This is a genomic window from Acinetobacter sp. YH16053 (assembly GCF_013417035.1).
Taxonomy (GTDB): Bacteria; Pseudomonadota; Gammaproteobacteria; order Pseudomonadales; family Moraxellaceae; genus Acinetobacter; species Acinetobacter towneri.
This window is the reverse complement of sequence record NZ_VPEP01000008.1, coordinates 20,493-37,551: the sequence shown is the minus strand read 5'-3', so window position 1 is coordinate 37,551 and position 17,059 is coordinate 20,493. Positions and strand designations below refer to the sequence as shown.

Below are 17,059 nucleotides of genomic sequence, written 5' to 3'. Positions count from 1 at the left end.
TACTGCAATTCTGCATTAAAAATGCCCGCTTAACGTCACATAAAATACTATCGTTTTGAGAAAAACTTCGGTTAAACTGCCATCACTGTAAGCCTTAAAATATAATATTCGGTATGGCATTTACACCGTGGTACACATTTCGAAAATTTGTCTATAACAACTTACACGACGATGACTATGAAACATGGTTTAGTCGTTGCATTAACTATTTTTTAATTTTACTGATTTTAGGCAATGCCAGTGCGGTTATTTTAGAGTCGGTGAATGATGTCTATCTTGCCTATCAGGTATTTTTTGACCATTTTGAAAACTTTTCCATCGCAGTGTTTACGCTTGAATATTTGCTGCGGATTTGGAGTATTGCCGAAAAAGACCCGTTTATTTCGCCGTGGAAACAGCGTGTAAAATGGCTTACCAGCGGTGGGGCAATTATAGATTTGTTGGCGATTCTACCTGCTTATATTAACTTCTTTGTGCATCTAGATTTACGGTTCCTAAGAATTTTACGTTTGCTGCGTTTGTTAAAACTGACACGTTACTTTGTATCATTGCAAATTTTATTAAGAGTGATCGAACGGGAAAAAGGATCATTTCAGGCAGTCATTTTTATTCTCTCTATTATGATTGTGATGTCTGCCGCAGGTGTGTATGTGGTGGAAAGCAAGGCACAGCCTGAAGCCTTTAGCTCAATTCCCGCTTCGATGTGGTGGGCAGTGGTGACTTTAACCACAGTCGGTTATGGCGATGTCACACCAATTACCCCTTGGGGCAGAATTTTAGGTGCGTTAATTACGGTATTGGGTGTCGGCTTGGCAGCATTGCCTGCAGGTATTTTAGCCACAGGTTTAGCCAACGAACTTGAACAACGTAAGCAGCATTTAGGGTTGAAATTTAGAGAGCTATTGCAAAATAGTGAGATTGATCTGTTAAATGATCAAGAAAAAATTGAAGATTTACGCAAACAAGTCGGTTTAACCACTGAGCAAACCCAAGATATTTTATTGCAGTTAATTCGTGAGCGTCGTGAAGAAGAGCTGCGTTTAGAACAGGAGCCTTATAAATACTGCCCACATTGTGGAGAGAAGTTGTCGGAGTAAGCGAGGCTTGGGTTAAGAATTTCAATTCTAGTTTGGCTCTGCACGTTGGAAGCCTAAAACATGCTTGCTGAAAGCCATATTATTTTTATGGAATTGTATTGATTTCGTAGTAAATATCATCGAATAAAAACTAAGATGAAGAAAACTCATTATTTACATGCTAAGATTAAATTAATTCATTATTAAATTGAATCATGTTTGGCTTTGTTTCTTATTTTGCAAAATAAAAATGCGACCTAGGTCTAAACATGCAGTCAATAACTTGAAAAACTAGGAACAAGCAATGCTTGAAATTCGCCACTTAAAAACGCTATCAGCCCTGCGTGAACATGGTTCTTTGGTTGCTGCCGCCAATGATTTATGTCTGACGCCATCTGCCATTTCTCATCAACTCAAAGAACTAGATCATTGGTATGGCGTAGAAGTGGTGAACCGTCGTAGTCGCCCTGTGACATTTTCCAATGTCGGACAGCGTTTATTGAAACTGGCGGATGATGTCCTGCCACAAATTCAAATCACCCAAACTGATATTACCCGCATTGTGCATGGTCAAACGGGGCGAATTATTTTTTCTTCGGAATGTCATAGTTGCTTTGACTGGTTGATGCCGCTGCTGAATCAATATCGTCAGCAATACCCTGATGTAGATTTAGATTTTGCTTCAGGTTTTGAAGCCAATCCGCATGAATTATTGCAAAACGCAGAATTTGATTTATTGATTACCGCAGACCCGATTGCCTTAAAAGGTATCGAATATTTTCCAATTTTTGAATATGAATCGCGTTTGGTGTTGTCAAATACTCATCCTTTAGTACGTGCCGAGCGCATTACCGTACAGGAGTTGGCAGAAGAAACCCTGATTACCTATCCTGTCGATAAACACCGTTTAGATATTATGTCTAAGCTATTCATTCCAGCCAATATTCAGCCAAAAGCTATTCGTACTACAGATTTAACCCAAATGTTGATTCAACTGGTGGCGAGTGGGCGAGGGATTGGCGCATTGCCAGATTGGGTGGTGAATGAATATGAGCAAAAAGGCTGGGTAACTTCACGTCGTTTAGACTGCGTTGCTGCGGGAGGATTACGCCGTACCTTGTATGCGGGTTATCGTAGCGAAGAAAAAGAAAAGTGCTATTTTGAAGGCTTTTTGAAGCAATTAGAGAAATTTTCCCAAAAACGCACGCAGTATTATTCAAGTTAAAAATCGTACGATCAGCATCGTAAAGAGAATGCTAATTTATCGCTAAAAACACTAAGCTCATCTAAATCTCCACTAAAAACAGTGAGATGTTCTTGCTAAGCTTGCCTTGCGAAAATTAAGGGAGAGCGCAGTGAGTTCGGTACGTTGGCTGACAAAGGATTTGTGGATTGTTGCTGCGGGTTTTATGGCAGCAATGCATATTGGCAAGTTGCCACCGACTGTACCCATCCTACAAGCTGAACTCGGAATTAGTTTGGTTCAGGCAGGTTTTTTGCTGTCTTTGGTACAAGCTGCGGGCATGTCTTTGGCGTTGTTGCTAGGCAGTTATACCGCAAAAATTGGCTTAAAACGCTGTGTACTTTTGGGTTTGTCTTTATTGGCAGGTGCAAGTTTTGTTGGTGGTTTTGTACATAGCTTTTCCGCACTATTAAGTCTGCGTGTAATTGAAGGTTTTGGCTTTTTACTGATTACACTCAGCGGCCCTGCATTTATTCGTCAACTGGTTGCAGTGGAGCAGTTGCCTGCCAAAATGGGGCTGTGGAGTGCCTATATGGGCGGTGGGATGGGTATTGGTTTACTAAGTACGCCGTTTTTACTGCCCATCTTGGATTGGCAAGGCGTGTGGATGTGTTTGGGATTGTTATCCTTTGCGCTCGCAATCATCATTTATAAAGCCGTACCAAGTGTGCAGATCAGCACGCAAGCCATTGCCATCTTTGAACTGATTAAAAGCACTTTGAGCCATCCACCCGCATGGATATTGGCTTTGGTTTTTGGTGTTTATGCAGGGCAGTGGTTCAGTTTGGTGGGTTTTTTGCCGACCATTTATCAGCAATATCAAATATCTTTACAAACCGCAGGTGTGCTCACAGCTATGGTTGCAATGGCAAATGCGGTGGGTACATTTGTATGTGGGTTGTTATTACAGCGTGGGCTGAGAGCGCAAGTGTTGATGCAAATGGGTTTTGCGGTATTGATGCTATGCGCACTGAGTTTTTATATTTTGCGTGATGTTTTACCATTCATTGTGCAGTTTTTATTGGTCATCCATTTCTCTTTATTTGGTGGTTTAGTCGCAGCTGTGGTATTTGCGCAAATACTTAATTTTGCACCACAACCGATTGCGATTAGTACCACCGTAGGTTTGGTGTTGCAGTGCTCGGCAATTTCACAATTTTTATTGCCGCCTGTGGTCGCAGCTATCGTATCTGCCACAGGAACATGGCTTTGGGTTGGTATTTTAATGGCCGTTTTATCTGCAATGGGAATGATATTAACATCTATCTTGTTTCGCAAAGTGGCTTAGATTTGGATGGTTTTTATTGAAATTGGTTGATACAAGACGATGAATTCAAGCAAAACCATCTAAACCAAGCGTCCCTAAATCTATGTTAAGAATAGCCAATAAACAAGGTGAGAATTCCTGCTGCAATCAGTGGTCCCACAGGCACGCCACGTAGCACAGCAACACCTGCGACTGTACCAATCAATAAGCCTGCGACCACATCAGGCTGATTGGTCATGAGCTTGACACCACGCCCGCCTAACCATGCCACAAAAACACCAATTGCAATCGCAAGTAAAGATTTCCAACTCAGGAAAGATTTTAGAATTGCTTCGCCTGGAAGTTTGCCACTGGCAATGGGTGTCAGTACGCCAATGGTGAGAATGATAATGCCCAGATTTAAGCCATGCTGCTGCAATAGTGGGAAAAATTCACTTAGCGGCGTAATTCTAAAAATAATCAGTACTGCTGCGGCAATGGTCACAGCCGTATTTTGGCTAAAAATACCGCATGCGAGTAGAACGATCAGCACCATCAGGTTAAGGTCTAATTGAGAGAGCATGGTGATCCATAAAAGGGGAAATAAATTGGAAAAGTGCAGTTATTGTAACTGTTTTGAACTACAAGCGGGCAAGGTACGCAATGTGTTCAGAATTTACGGTGTATTTGGTTTAGAATAGCAGCAAATATATTTATACTTTTTATCATTAGGTCGCTCATCATGTTGTTGGAAAAAATGTTGCAATCACAAGGCTTTGGATCACGTAAACATTGCCAACAACTCATTAAAAATGGTGCAGTCACCATTATGGGCGAAACCCAGACCAATCCTAAATTCGCGATAAAAATTGCGCCTGAAACGGTTTTGCAATTTTCGGTGTATGGGGAAAATTATCAATATCGTGAAAAGGTCTATATCGCCTTACATAAACCACAAGGCTATGAGTGTTCGCATCAGGCGACCCATCATTTTAGTGTGTTTGACTTGTTTGATGATGTATTGCTGAATCGTGGTTTGCAGTGTGTTGGACGCTTAGATCAGGACACCACAGGGCTGTTATTGCTGACGGATGATGGACAGTTTTTACAAGCATTGACCCATCCTAAAAAGCATGTGGCAAAAGTGTATGCTATGCACACCGCAGACCCGATTAATGCAACACAAATCCAGCAACTTGAGCAGGGTGTCGCATTGCGCAATGAATCAGGGACATTTGCTGCAACAGAGGTACAACAGCTTGCTGAACATGAATTGCAGATGACCATTCATCAAGGTGTTTATCACCAAGTTAAACGTATGCTGGCAGCAGTGGGCAATAAAGTAGAACAATTACATCGTCAGCAAGTTGGTGCATTAAACTTGACTGATTTGGCTTTAGATGTGGGTGAATGGATGTATTTAAGCCCTGAACAAGTCGAATTGGCAAAAAACCGTATGGAATAAATGAGGTTCTGCTGAACTTTCATCAATAGCTTATGATCAATGGCTTACGTCAGATTAAATTTAAACCCTTTGCCTAAAGCCGTAATCGTCAGATCAGGTGACTATTTTAAAAAGCAGTGATAAGTCTGGAATTCATCATCTTTGACAAAGCCCATCTTTTCATACAATTGGTGGGATTGGTAATTACTTTTTTGTGTTTCAAGGCTAATCCGTAGCGCATTTTCATGTCGTGCAAATAAAATTGCAGTATCAATGAGCTGTTTGGCCGAACCTTGTCGTCTAAAAACAGGGGTGACATAAACGTCATCTAAAATATAGTAGGTCGAGCAGGCAACCGAAGAAAAGCCTAAATAAAGTAATACAAATCCAGTGATTTTTTGATCTTTGATATGAATGAAAATCACACTTTCCTGATTTTCAAAACGCTGTTTTAAGAATGCTGCTGAAAGGCTTAAATTCGAGGATGCACCATAAAACTGACGATACTCATCGAACAATACAGCAAGCTGGTCTAAGTCTTCTAAAGTGGCACGTCTTACAATCATTACGATACTCCATGCTTTTTTATTGTCCTTGCATGAAGCATAGCTAAGTTTTTAAAGTAAATTTTTAAAGAATTGTTTAAAAATGCAACACTGTTAATTTTTGTCAGTTTCACCCAAAATTGCATTGAGTTCATCAAACAAGTCTAGATGTTCATCATCCGGTTCAAAATCTTCAACACTATTATTGCCAGTTACAGATGCTTCATTGCTTGGGGTTGCATCCACTAGCGTTGCTTTTTGCTCTTGTTTTAATTTGCGTAACTTAATCAATTGTTCCAGATTAATATTCTGATTTTCAATTGAAAAGGGAATTGATTTAGTCAGCACGACTTGCTTAAAAAACAAACGTACCGCTTGCGCAGGCGTAATCCCCAACTGTTTAAACACAGCAAAGGCTTGTTTTTTCTCTTGAGAGTCCAAGCGTACTTGATAGACTTCAGTTTTTCTCATAATTTTTAATAGAAGGAAATAGATTTAAATTTTAGCAATATTGTAAACAATTCATTTGTAATTTCAATATGACTACAACGAAAATCCACTATTTTGTAATGACAAACATATTACAATGTCAATTCTTGCTGTGCGCTAAAGTGGAATTGTTGCTGGCTAATCGGGTCAAAAAAACTTAAATGCTTGGCAAGCAATTGTAGCGGTGCAGAAAAATCATCTGCTTGTTTGTGCTGTAAAATGGGATAAAACGGGTCGTTCTTAATCGCAATACCTAAGCTATTTAAATGCACACGCAGTTGGTGCTGCTTGCCTGTTGTAGGCTTTAATTCATATTTTGCCCATGTTTGATTATGTTCAAGCAAACGAATTTCTGTTTCGCTGTTAGGTGTGCCTGCCACGACGTGCATCAAATAAAAAGGTTCACCTTTTTCCATGCGTAATTGCACAGTACATGGTAGTGACAAATTAGCTTGATAAGGCGCAATGGCATGGTAGGTTTTTTGCACCTGACGTTCTGCAAATAATTGCTGATACACCGCCCGAGTTTCTGGTTGTTTGGAAAACAGCACCACACCCGCAGTTTCGCGGTCTAAACGATGAATAGGCGTGAGCTGCTCATTCTGTGTTTGTTTTTTTAAGCGTACTAATAGGGTTTCTTGTACATATTGCCCTGTAGGGCTCATGGTCAAAAAATGTGGTTTATCTACAACCAATAAGTGTTCATTTTCAAATAAAACTTGATGCTGAAAAGGCACGGCAACTTCATGCGCTAAAAAACGATAATAAAAAATATCCTGATGTGCGCTATAAGGTGTATCTAAATCTAAACGCTTGCCTTCGGCATCATAAACCAGACCATCCTCAAAGCGTTGCAGCCATTCCTGTGCAGAAATATGGGCAAACTGGGCACATAAATAACGAAAAATTGATTCAGGCTGTGTGCTTAATTTGGGTAAATGCAATTTGCTGGCGCTCACACCATCTAGCATGGGTGGAACAAAGGTGTTGGGATGAGTCGACTTCATCTGCAAATTGCTCATATTCAGGTGGGAGAGTTTCTTTTTCATCATATTGAAAATAGCCTAAGCAGCTTGGGTGCTAAGCTTAATAATCTTGATTCATTGCCTTGTCTAAACTTGTTATAAATTGTCCACATTTACACAGTTTTATCCATCAGTACATAGGCTTTAAAGCAGTGCGATGCTATCATAATTGGTCTTTTGAATCATGTCGTGAGCGTTATGCAGTATTCATTTAATTTGGCTTTAAATAATGAGCAAGATACCCAAAATCTGGCGCAGGTTTTGGCAACGCATTTTCGGTCGGGTGTGATTTATTTAATTGGTGATTTAGGCGCAGGAAAAACCACTTTATCGCGTTATTTTCTACATCATTTGGGGCATCAGGGCGCGGTTAAAAGCCCGACTTACACCTTGGTGGAACCTTATCAAATACAAGGACAAGATATTTTTCATTTTGATTTATATCGTTTAAATGATCCTTATGAATTAGAGCTGATGGGCATTCGTGATTATTTAGAAACCCCAAATGCCTTGTTTTTATTTGAATGGCCATCAAAAGGTGGCGATGAAATTCCGCCCGCAGACCTGATCATTGAAATTAAAAAATCGGAAGATGAATTAAGCCGTACTGCAACGCTAAGTTCGTCTTCGGTTGCATTACAACAAGCTTTGGAGCAACAATTTAATCATGCCTAATGATGTGTTAAATCTACGTCGGATCCACACGCTTGAACCTGCCTTAGCCAACCAAATTGCTGCGGGTGAGGTAATTGAGCGTCCTGCCTCTGTGGTCAAAGAACTACTAGAAAACTCCATTGATGCAGGTGCAACCGAGCTAATTATTCGGGTGGCACAAGGCGGCAGTACACTCATTGAAATTATTGATAATGGTCGTGGCATTCATGCTGAAGATTTGCCTTTGGCGGTGACTCGTCACGCGACCAGTAAAATTCAAACGGCTGATGATTTACATGCTATTGTCAGTTTAGGCTTTCGTGGTGAAGCACTGGCATCAATTGCAGCAGTATCGCGTTTGACTTTGGTCAGTAGCCAAACTGAAGATGGTGTCGGTTATCAGGTCGAAGTCAATGGCACTGCCTTTGACCATCAAGATATTCAGGCCGTTGCTGCACAAAAAGGCACACATATTCGGGTACAGGATTTATTTTTTAATGTGCCTGCACGACGTAAATTCCTGAAAAAAGCGGGTACAGAATTCGGACATATTGAAGAAATTGTGCGTCGTTTGGCACTCACACATTTCGATATTCGTTTTGTTTTGGAACACAACGATAGCATCAAACTGAATTTACCCATTGCAGACAGTGGCGAATTGCGTTTTCAGCGCGTGCAGCAACTTTTAGGACGAAACTTTGTCGAAAATGCCTATTGGATAGATGCTGACAGTGTCACCATGCACTTATCAGGTTGGTTGGGGCATCCTTCCGATGCACGTTCACAAGCCGATCTGCAATATGTGTATGTGAATGGACGTATTGTAAAAGACAAGACCATCTCCCATGCTTTGCGTATGGCATACGAAGGTATTTTGCATGGACATCAACATGCTGCATATTTGCTATTTTTAGAAGTAGAACCTGAAAATATTGATGTCAATGTGCATCCGACCAAGCATGAAATTCGCTTTTTAAATCAGCGAGAAGTTCATGAGTTTGTAAGACATTACGCCAAAGAAACCTTAGCTCAATTTCAAACTGCAACTGCAGATTTAGCTACAGCCATGAAAGCCGATCCTATCGAACAAGCTGCGCCTTATGTGGTGCAACCGCGTTATCAGGAACAATTTTTACTGCACAAACATGCCGAGGCAAATCCTTACAATTCCGCTGACGATGCAGTAGATGCGTACACGATGCAGCCCGCTTCACAAGCGGGAAGTGAGTTACTTACCGATTTTAATCAGAGTCAGCCGCAGACAGTTCAATATAACCGACCTGTGCAGAGTAATTATCAAGGTTCGCAACAGCTCAACAATGCTTTAAAAAGCTATCTCGCGCCTTTACGTGATCTAGATCAAGACTCAGCCAATCTTACGCAAACAAACACAACACCTGCGGTGGATGAGCATCCGCTCGGCATTGCAATTGCGCAATTGCATGGTATTTACATTCTGGCGCAAAACAGTGAAGGCTTGATTATTGTAGATATGCATGCCGCCCATGAACGAATTGTGTTGCAACAGATGAAAGCCGCTTGGGATAAACCTGAGTTTTGGACTTCGCAGCAATTGCTGATCCCCAAAGTTATCAGCATTAGCCGCATGCAAGCCATGCGGGTGGATGATTTAAAAGAACAATTGGCACGACTGGGCTTGGAAATAGACCAATATGGCGATGAGCAAGTCATTGTGCGCGGTGTGCCAGCCATTTTGCATAAAGCAGATTTTGCAGAGTTGATTCCTGAATTACTGAATGATTTAGACCCAAATGATGAAGCGCAGGCATTACTGCAAAAACGTGATCATATTTTGGCGGGTATGGCGTGTCATAGCGCGGTGCGTGCACATCGGATGCTGAGTCTTTCTGAAATGAATGCCTTGTTACGTCAAATGGAACAAACTGAATTTGCCAGCCAATGTAATCATGGTCGTCCAACATGGCGTGCTTTTCCATTGGCTCAATTAGATAAACTTTTTGCTCGAGGAGAGTAGTGTTACATGTCAAAACAATTGCCGGTCATCAATTTAATGGGACCAACTGCAAGTGGTAAAACTGCTTTGGCATGTGAACTCTATGAACTAGGTCATTTTGAGCTAATTTCAGTCGATTCTGCGCTGGTTTATCGAGATATGGATATTGGTACAGCCAAACCAACTAAAGCGGAACAGGCGCGTTATCCGCATCATTTGATTGATATTATCAGCCCGCTTGAAGTGTATTCTGCTGCACAATTTGTCGAAGATGCCTGCGCCTTGATTGACGATATGCATGCGCGTGGCAAAACCCCAATTTTAGTGGGCGGAACCATGCTGTATTTTAAGGCATTGCTTGAAGGTTTATCTTCAAATTTACCCAGTGCCAATTACCAAGTACGTGCTGAAATTGAAGATAAAGCCGCGCGTGAAGGTTGGGAGGCTGTATATGCAGAATTATGTGCGGTAGATGCATTGGCGGGACAAAAGTTTAAAGTGTCCGATAAGCAACGTATTATTCGTGCACTAGAAGTTTATAAATTAACAGGAACGCCAATTACCCAGCTTCAGGCAGAACAACCCAAAAATGTACCATATCGTTACACTTTTCATAACCACGCTTTGATGCCTGATCGGGTAGAATTACATCAGCGTATTCAAAAACGCTTAGAGATTATGTGGGAAATGGGTTTTTTGAATGAGGTGCGACATCTTATTGAAAATTACGATTTAGATGCTAATTTACCCTCTATGCGTTCAGTTGGCTATCGTCAAACTTTAGAGCTTTTGCAAAACGGTGATGAAAGTCGCGAAAAAATGCAGGAAATGGAGGATAAGGCGCTATTCGCGACACGACAACTCGCGAAACGTCAATATACTTGGCTCAGATCGTTGCAAGAATCGCATAAATTTCACACATATTTTACGATAAAGCAGGCTCAAGAAGACTTGCGAAACTGTTACGGATAAAGCAAAATTTACCTACTGTCTTTTTTATAATTTTTAATTGAAAAATAGAGATAGTTTTTGCGCTGATTTTTAATTATTTTTGGAGTTATAACATGTCTAAAGGTCAAACTTTACAAGATCCGTTCTTGAATTCTCTCCGTAAAGAACGTATTCCTGTTTCTATCTTCCTTGTGAACGGTATTAAGCTACAAGGCCATATTGAATCTTTTGACCAATATGTTGTTTTATTAAAAAATACGGTAAGCCAAATGGTTTACAAACATGCAATTTCTACAGTTGTTCCTGCACGTAATCCACGTCCTGCTGGTGCACCTGCTGGTGGTCAAGGCGCAGGCTTCGGCGGTCAAGGCGGTGGCTTCGGTGGTCAAGGTGGTGGCTTCGGTGGTCAAGGCGGCTTCGGTGGTCAAGGTGGTGGTTTTGGCGGTCAAGGCGGCTTCGGTGGTCAAGGCGGCGGCTTCGGTAGTCAAGGTGGCTTTGGCGGTCAAGGCGGCGGCTTTAGTGGTCAAGGTGGCTTCGGCGGTCAAGGTGGCTTCGGTGGCGGTCAAGCAACAGGCGGTTTTGACAACGATTCTAAATTTGAAGAATCTTCAGAAGACGATAACAACCATTAATTGATCTTCTTAAAAAAACCTCTCGAAATGAGAGGTTTTTTTATGTCTATGGTTTTTATCAAAGTCATATTTGAGTAGTAAATAAGATGCGGTGCACATGTTAGAAAAGCATAAAAAAACCAGTGTAGCAACACTGGTTTTAATCTTAGAAATAGCAGAAAACTTAAGCTTAGTTTTTCTTGCGGTCTAAGCTTGGGTCTTTAATTTCTACAAAAGCATTGTTGCGCGTTTCACGTAACCAGCTATCCAATTCAGTATCAAACTGGCGTTCACCTAGTATTTGACGTGCCATACGTTCTTGGTATTCACGAGTCATATCTTGCTGGCGTGTATCGGTCACTTGCAGTACATGCCAACCAAACTGGGTTTGGAATGGTGCGCTAATTTCACCTTTTGCAGTGTTTTTCATTTGATTTTCAAATTCTGGCACCATCACGCCAGGATTCACCCAGCCTAGACTACCGCCATCACGTGCAGAGCCAGCATCATTAGAGAAAGTCGAAGCTAAGGTTGCAAAGTCTTCACCCGCTTTTAAACGGTTGTGAATACTGTCAATCATGTGTTTCGCATTTTCAGGGCTTACTACTTCACTTGGCTGAATCAAGATATGTCGAGTTTGATATTGTGGAACTAGTGCACGTTGCTCAGTACTTTTGCGTTCCAGTAATTTTACGACATGAATACCATCACGGACTTCAATCAATTCACTGGTTTGCCCCACATCTAATGGCGTAATACGTGCAGCAAGTTCTGCAGGAATATCGGTCAAGTTACGTAAGCCCATGTCTGCAGACTGAACGGTTATGCCGTTGCCTGTATATTTTTTACTGATGGCTTGAATGTCATTGTTCTGCGCCAGTTCAGCTTTGACTTGTTGCGCAACCTGAGCTGCATTTTCTTTTCCTGAAACACGCACATGCAAAATATGGACTTGGTTGCCTAAAGCGGCCTGACCTTGTGGGGTTTTCAGAAAGTTATCAACGTCTTGATCGCTAATTTGAATACGTGACATCACCACTTGCTGACGCAAACGATTCATGGCCAAATCTTCTGCAATACGATTACGTAAAAATGCATAACTGCCAGGAGATGATTTGTCTAACTTTTGCTGAAAAGCCTCTAAGCTATTGCTTCCATTTTGCTGTGCAACTTTTAACACAGCTTCATTCAGGGATTTTTCATCAGCTTTAATGTTATAGCGTTTTACTTGTTCTAATTGAGCCTGACGTACAATTAATTGCTCTAAGGCTTGTTGTTCTAAAATTTGTTGAGGTGGAACAGGGCGCTTTTGCATTTCAAGCTGTTGCTTAAGTTCAACCACGCTTTGCGCTAAATCACTTTTTAAAATGACACTATTGTCAACTACAGCCACAATTTGATCATTCGCAGCGGCAAATGCAGGCAGGCTAACAGCCATGCTCAGTGCCAAGGTAGATGCTTTTAAAAATCGTTTTAACTGTACTGTCTTCATTAACGTTGTGTCCAAGATTGATTAATTTTATTAAAACCTAAAATACGGTTTTCAAGCAAAGAAGCAAGTTTATTATTGAAACTGCCTAAACCTTTTAAATTTAGCTCTGCCATAATGGCACGTTTTGGTTTAACACCTGCATCTGTCACATCGTCCAAGTCGTTATAGTAAGAGCGACCATAGACTGAAATACCCCAGCAGCATGATTCGTAATTTACACCCAGTAAATACTCACGTGCCACACTGTTATCTAAGTCATATTGTGCGTGACCTAAAATACGCCAGTTGTTGTGAATGGGTTGAATGAATGATGCAACCACTTGATCATAATGGTCTTGGCGGTTTGGAATATAACGACGGTTAATATAGCCAAAGTTATATAAGTTACCCTGATCGCCAGCGTAAAGCAGATTTACATTACGCTGAGCATTGTCGCCATTAGACATCCAAGCAGCATTGGCACCGATGCTGAGATTTTGGCTTAATTGGCTGGTGAGGCTGACAATTGGCCCTGTACGGCTTTGCGTGTCAAAATCATCGCTGGTATTTTCTAGTGTGACACGGCGGTCTTCAAAATAGAAACTTTGACCAATGCCTGCCTTAATACGTTCCAAACCAATTTCATCAAACAGGCTGTAGCTTAAGCCTAAAGATAGGAAATTATTATCTTCTAAACGGTCATGTCCATAGAAACGGTTTGGACTGAATAATTGATCATAATTGATTGATGCTGTTGCAGAATCAAAGTTAGGGTGATCATTTTGATTTTTATACGGTGCATAGGCATAGAATGCACGTGGCGTAATCGTTTGTAGGAAGCGACCATTTTTTTCAAAGGTAATCCCTGTGTCTAAAGTGAATTGAGGAACAGTAACCGACTCACTTTTACTTGAAGATTTATACGTGTCTGTACTTAGAGTTTCTTTATCATAGAAGGTGTTGATGTTGCGTAACGATACTTCTGGAATCACAAATGACCACGGGTTACGGTAGTTGTAACGCACTGCAAAGTCATTATAAATACGCGTACCACTTGGTTCCCCATCTTGCGCAGCTAGATCTTTTTTGAAGTAAGCCGTGTCGTTATTAAACTCGACTTGGAAACCTTGAGGATTACCTGTTTTATAATTCAACAAGAATTGTGGTAAACGTGCATAAGGGCGTTTTTCATAGGCAATAGATTGATCCAGCGTTTGGAAATCTTCAACTTTGAGCTGAGCTTTTAAGCCAGGGATACCATTGCGATAGTTAAGTTCCCAAGCACGACGTAAATTAAGGTCGGTTTTGGAGTTCGGGTTGTTATTTAAATCGGCAAAGTAATCTTTGTCTGAAGCATAGTTGTATTCAAGATTAGTCGAAAACTGATTGTTAATTTGCCAGTTGTGTAAAAAGTGCAAGTCTTTACGGTCTTGGTCATCATATTTGGCATCTGAAGCTAAATAACCGCCCCAAATTTTACCTGAACCAAAATTTTCAGTTAAATAACGGAATTCACCTTCTAGCATCGCGCCACGATCTGCAATATAACGTGGGCTAACGGTAGCATCAAAATTCGGTGCAAGGTTTAAATACACAGGCACAGATAGCTCGACACCACCATCATTGGTAAAGCCAAAACTAGGCGTCAAAATACCTGTGGTACGGCGGTCATCAATTGGGAAATTGAAGTAGGGTACAGCCAAAACTGGTACATTTTTCACATACAATTTGGTGCCACGTGTTTCACCGCGTCCCGTTTCCTGATTCAGCTTAATTTCATTGGCTTGAATTTTCCAAGTCGGGGCTTGTTCAGGCGGGCAAGTACTGTAAGTGGCATTATTCAGCACCATCGTATTGGTTGAGGTGCGTGCAATTTTTTCTGCCATGCCGTGTGCATGTTGTTCTTCGGCAATATAAAAACTGTTGTTTAAGTCACCTTGCTGGGTTTTTAGGTTGTAATTAATTTCATCACTTTGCGCCAGTAAACCCGCTTGCGCCATTTGTACCCGACCTTCGGCTTTGGCAAAGGTCTGAGTTTGATCAATGGTAATTTTATCGGCACGAATTTGACGACCTTCTTGGTCAATCACCACGTTGCCTTCTAAGACTGAATCACCATTTGGGTTATAGTGACCATAATCGGCAGTCACTGTAGAAGTGGCATTTGCAGCATCTACCGCAACAGTACCTGAGCTGATCGGCGTTAGCCACGCACCCTCACAATAGGCAGAACTTTGGCTGTGACCAAATTGTTGTTGTGCTTCAGGTGCAGCTTTATCAACATAATATTGCTCAAAGAACTGCTGCCCAGGATAAGCTTCCTGAATGGTGTGTTTAAGCTGCTGGTTATTGAGATTTGTGACAGATGAAGTCTGATCTGTGGTCTGCGCATAGCTGGAAACAGAGTGACCACATAACAGAGTTAAGACCGCAGTCGCTAAAGGATTAAATTTAAACTGATGCTTCATTTATCTCATCAACCAAGAATGCTTAATCGCAATTAATTATTGTCGCATCATAGAGAAAAAGCGCAGAAGTAGCTACACTTAGCACTTTAAAAACTCAGCCTGTATTAGAATTTATTGCAAATGAATACACAACGCGAACAATTGATACAAACATGGATAACATCTGTACTTGGTTCAGATCAATTTGAAACTCATTTTTTAGCAGGCGATGCAAGTTTTCGTCGTTACGCACGAATCAAGTTGAATAATAAAACATTTATGCTCATGGATGCACCACCAGAAAAAGAAGATTGTGGTCCTTTTGTGACGATTGATGAATTTTTTGCTGCCCATGGCGTGCGCGTGCCAAAAATTGTAGCCAAAGACCTGACACAAGGCTTTTTGTTGCTTGAAGATTTTGGTGATGTCTTGTTATCCACCTTGCTGAATGATCAGACTGTAGATGACTACTATGCGCAGTGCTTTAAGCAGTTAATTCAATTACAAGATATTGATGGCACTGCACATTTCCCTGAGTATTCCTATGACAAACTCATCAGTGAAATGGAATTGCTCACCGATTGGTTATTGCCTGCCTTACAGATTCAGCCAAGCGCAGAAGAAAGTGCCTTAATTAAACGTACTTTTGCTATTTTAGCCAATGCAGCTGTGGCACAGCCGCAAGTGATTGTGCATCGTGATTTTCATAGTCGTAACTTAATGAAAGTTGGTGAGGACACCGAGCTTGGTGTGATTGATTTTCAGGATGCGGTCATTGGTGCAGATACATACGATTTAATTTCGATTACGCGTGATGCTTATGTGCAGTGGAATGCTGAGCATGTGTATCGTTGGTTTAAAATGTTCTATGACTTGTTGCCAGAAGCATCTAAACAAGAACGTGATTTTGAACAATTTAAAAAAGATGCCGATATGATGGCGATTCAGCGTCATATCAAAATTTTAGGTATTTTTGTGCGCCTGTTTGAACGTGATGGCAAATCGGGTTATCTCAAAGATTTACCGCGCGTGATGTGGTATTTACTTGAAGAAAGTAAGCCTTATTCAGAATTACAACCATTTATGCACTTTATTCACACGACAGTAATGCCAAAATTTACAGCAAAATATGGTCAGTATGAGGTGGTTGCCTAAATGAAAGCCATGATTCTTGCCGCAGGAATGGGCAATCGTATGCGTCCTTTAACACTGCATACGCCTAAACCTTTATTGGAAGTCGGTGGAAAACCTCTAATTGTGTGGCACATCGAAAAATTACAAAAGATGGGTGTGCAGGAAATTGTCATCAATACGGCATGGTTGGGTGAAAAACTTGCAGATGCTTTGGGTGATGGTTCTCAGTTTGGTGTGAAAATTTTGTGGTCGCATGAAGGCGAAGGCTTAGAAACTGCAGGTGGCATCATCAATGCGTTGCCATTATTGGGCAATGAACCTTTTATATTGGTGAATGGCGATGTTTGGACCACCATGGATTTTGCGCCACTATTAAATGTGCAGCTTCAAGACGACTTGGCACATTTGGTTTTGGTGGAAAACCCTGTGCATCATCCGCAAGGTGATTTCACTTTGGCTGCAAACAAAGCCTATACTTTTGAGCAAGCACGCTCAGGTGAAAATCTGACTTATAGTGGCGTGGCGGTGATGCATCCGCAAATGTTTAACGGTTTGGAATCGGGCAAACGTCCGCTTGCGCCATTGCTCAAACAAGCCATGCAGCAAGAAAAAATTTCTGCACAGAAATTGCAGGGTGTTTGGGTGGATGTTGGCACTCCTGAACGATTAAATGCGCTAGATGAACAAATTCAGCGGGGTGTGTACGCTTAAGTGCATATTCACTAAGCATTCGCCCCTATGACTGCAA

The 17,059-nt window shown here is 41.3% G+C and carries 16 protein-coding genes; 10 read left to right on the top strand and 6 right to left on the bottom strand.

Annotation, left to right across the window (positions count from 1 at the left end; genetic code table 11):
* Nucleotides 1–113 precede the first annotated feature (113 nt).
* The 3 genes from FTV43_RS08325 (at nt 114) to FTV43_RS08315 (ending at nt 3,607) form a co-directional block, all read left to right on the top strand.
* Nucleotides 114–1,097, top strand: a complete 984-nt coding sequence (locus FTV43_RS08325; protein ID WP_096901190.1) for an ion transporter — start codon at nt 114–116, stop codon at nt 1,095–1,097.
* A gap of 283 nt (nt 1,098–1,380) precedes the next feature.
* The gene (locus tag FTV43_RS08320; protein WP_131261626.1) at nt 1,381–2,301 is read left to right on the top strand and encodes a LysR family transcriptional regulator; all 921 of its coding nucleotides are present in this window, start codon (nt 1,381–1,383) and stop codon (nt 2,299–2,301) included.
* A gap of 130 nt (nt 2,302–2,431) precedes the next feature.
* Complete coding sequence (locus tag FTV43_RS08315; RefSeq protein ID WP_179995310.1) at nt 2,432–3,607, top strand: MFS transporter; 1,176 nt, start codon at nt 2,432–2,434, stop codon at nt 3,605–3,607.
* Nucleotides 3,608–3,692: 85 nt separating this feature from the next.
* On the opposite strand, the gene FTV43_RS08310 is transcribed toward FTV43_RS08315, so the two are convergent.
* A complete protein-coding gene (locus FTV43_RS08310) occupies nt 3,693–4,148 on the bottom strand; it encodes a DUF441 domain-containing protein (RefSeq protein WP_179995309.1) in 456 nt (151 codons plus the stop codon).
* 159 nt (nt 4,149–4,307) lie between these two features.
* On the opposite strand from FTV43_RS08310, the gene FTV43_RS08305 reads away from it, so the two are divergent.
* The gene (locus tag FTV43_RS08305; protein ID WP_104851878.1) at nt 4,308–5,030 is read left to right on the top strand and encodes a pseudouridine synthase; all 723 of its coding nucleotides are present in this window, start codon (nt 4,308–4,310) and stop codon (nt 5,028–5,030) included.
* 101 nt (nt 5,031–5,131) lie between these two features.
* On the opposite strand, the gene FTV43_RS08300 is transcribed toward FTV43_RS08305, so the two are convergent.
* The 3 genes from FTV43_RS08300 to FTV43_RS08290 form a co-directional block, all read right to left on the bottom strand.
* Nucleotides 5,132–5,575: a GNAT family N-acetyltransferase gene (locus tag FTV43_RS08300; RefSeq protein WP_004976850.1), complete on the bottom strand. Its 444-nt coding sequence runs from the start codon at nt 5,573–5,575 to the stop codon at nt 5,132–5,134.
* 93 nt (nt 5,576–5,668) lie between these two features.
* Complete coding sequence (locus FTV43_RS08295; RefSeq protein WP_096901186.1) at nt 5,669–6,025, bottom strand: type II toxin-antitoxin system RelB/DinJ family antitoxin; 357 nt, start codon at nt 6,023–6,025, stop codon at nt 5,669–5,671.
* Between the two features lie 110 nt (nt 6,026–6,135).
* Nucleotides 6,136–7,050: a pseudouridine synthase gene (locus FTV43_RS08290; protein ID WP_154320807.1), complete on the bottom strand. Its 915-nt coding sequence runs from the start codon at nt 7,048–7,050 to the stop codon at nt 6,136–6,138.
* Between the two features lie 216 nt (nt 7,051–7,266).
* Between FTV43_RS08290 and tsaE the strand changes: the two genes are divergently transcribed.
* The 4 genes from tsaE to hfq all read left to right on the top strand — a co-directional run bounded on the left by tsaE (nt 7,267) and on the right by hfq (nt 11,280).
* Nucleotides 7,267–7,743 (top strand): tRNA (adenosine(37)-N6)-threonylcarbamoyltransferase complex ATPase subunit type 1 TsaE, encoded by a 477-nt coding sequence (gene tsaE / locus FTV43_RS08285; RefSeq protein WP_179995337.1) that lies wholly within the window; start codon nt 7,267–7,269, stop codon nt 7,741–7,743.
* Nucleotides 7,736–9,718: a DNA mismatch repair endonuclease MutL gene (mutL, locus tag FTV43_RS08280; RefSeq protein WP_179995308.1), complete on the top strand. Its 1,983-nt coding sequence runs from the start codon at nt 7,736–7,738 to the stop codon at nt 9,716–9,718. Before tsaE ends, mutL begins: the two co-directional genes overlap by 8 nt.
* A 6-nt stretch (nt 9,719–9,724) precedes the next feature.
* Complete coding sequence (miaA, locus tag FTV43_RS08275) at nt 9,725–10,669, top strand: tRNA (adenosine(37)-N6)-dimethylallyltransferase MiaA (RefSeq protein WP_179995307.1); 945 nt, start codon at nt 9,725–9,727, stop codon at nt 10,667–10,669.
* 92 nt (nt 10,670–10,761) lie between these two features.
* The gene (gene hfq / locus FTV43_RS08270) at nt 10,762–11,280 is read left to right on the top strand and encodes an RNA chaperone Hfq (RefSeq protein ID WP_178318404.1); all 519 of its coding nucleotides are present in this window, start codon (nt 10,762–10,764) and stop codon (nt 11,278–11,280) included.
* Nucleotides 11,281–11,449: 169 nt separating this feature from the next.
* Here the strand turns inward: hfq and FTV43_RS08265 are convergent, their stop codons facing one another.
* Both FTV43_RS08265 and FTV43_RS08260 read right to left on the bottom strand, forming a co-directional pair.
* Entirely contained in the window at nt 11,450–12,751 is a 1,302-nt protein-coding gene (locus tag FTV43_RS08265) for a peptidylprolyl isomerase (RefSeq protein ID WP_168419028.1), read from the bottom strand.
* Entirely contained in the window at nt 12,751–15,198 is a 2,448-nt protein-coding gene (locus FTV43_RS08260; RefSeq protein WP_179995306.1) for an LPS-assembly protein LptD, read from the bottom strand. Before FTV43_RS08260 ends, FTV43_RS08265 begins: the two co-directional genes overlap by 1 nt.
* 120 nt (nt 15,199–15,318) lie before the next feature.
* On the opposite strand from FTV43_RS08260, the gene FTV43_RS08255 reads away from it, so the two are divergent.
* Both FTV43_RS08255 and murU read left to right on the top strand, forming a co-directional pair.
* Nucleotides 15,319–16,332, top strand: a complete 1,014-nt coding sequence (locus FTV43_RS08255) for an aminoglycoside phosphotransferase family protein (protein ID WP_179995305.1) — start codon at nt 15,319–15,321, stop codon at nt 16,330–16,332.
* Nucleotides 16,333–17,022 (top strand): N-acetylmuramate alpha-1-phosphate uridylyltransferase MurU, encoded by a 690-nt coding sequence (gene murU, locus FTV43_RS08250; protein ID WP_179995304.1) that lies wholly within the window; start codon nt 16,333–16,335, stop codon nt 17,020–17,022.
* Nucleotides 17,023–17,059 lie beyond the last annotated feature (37 nt).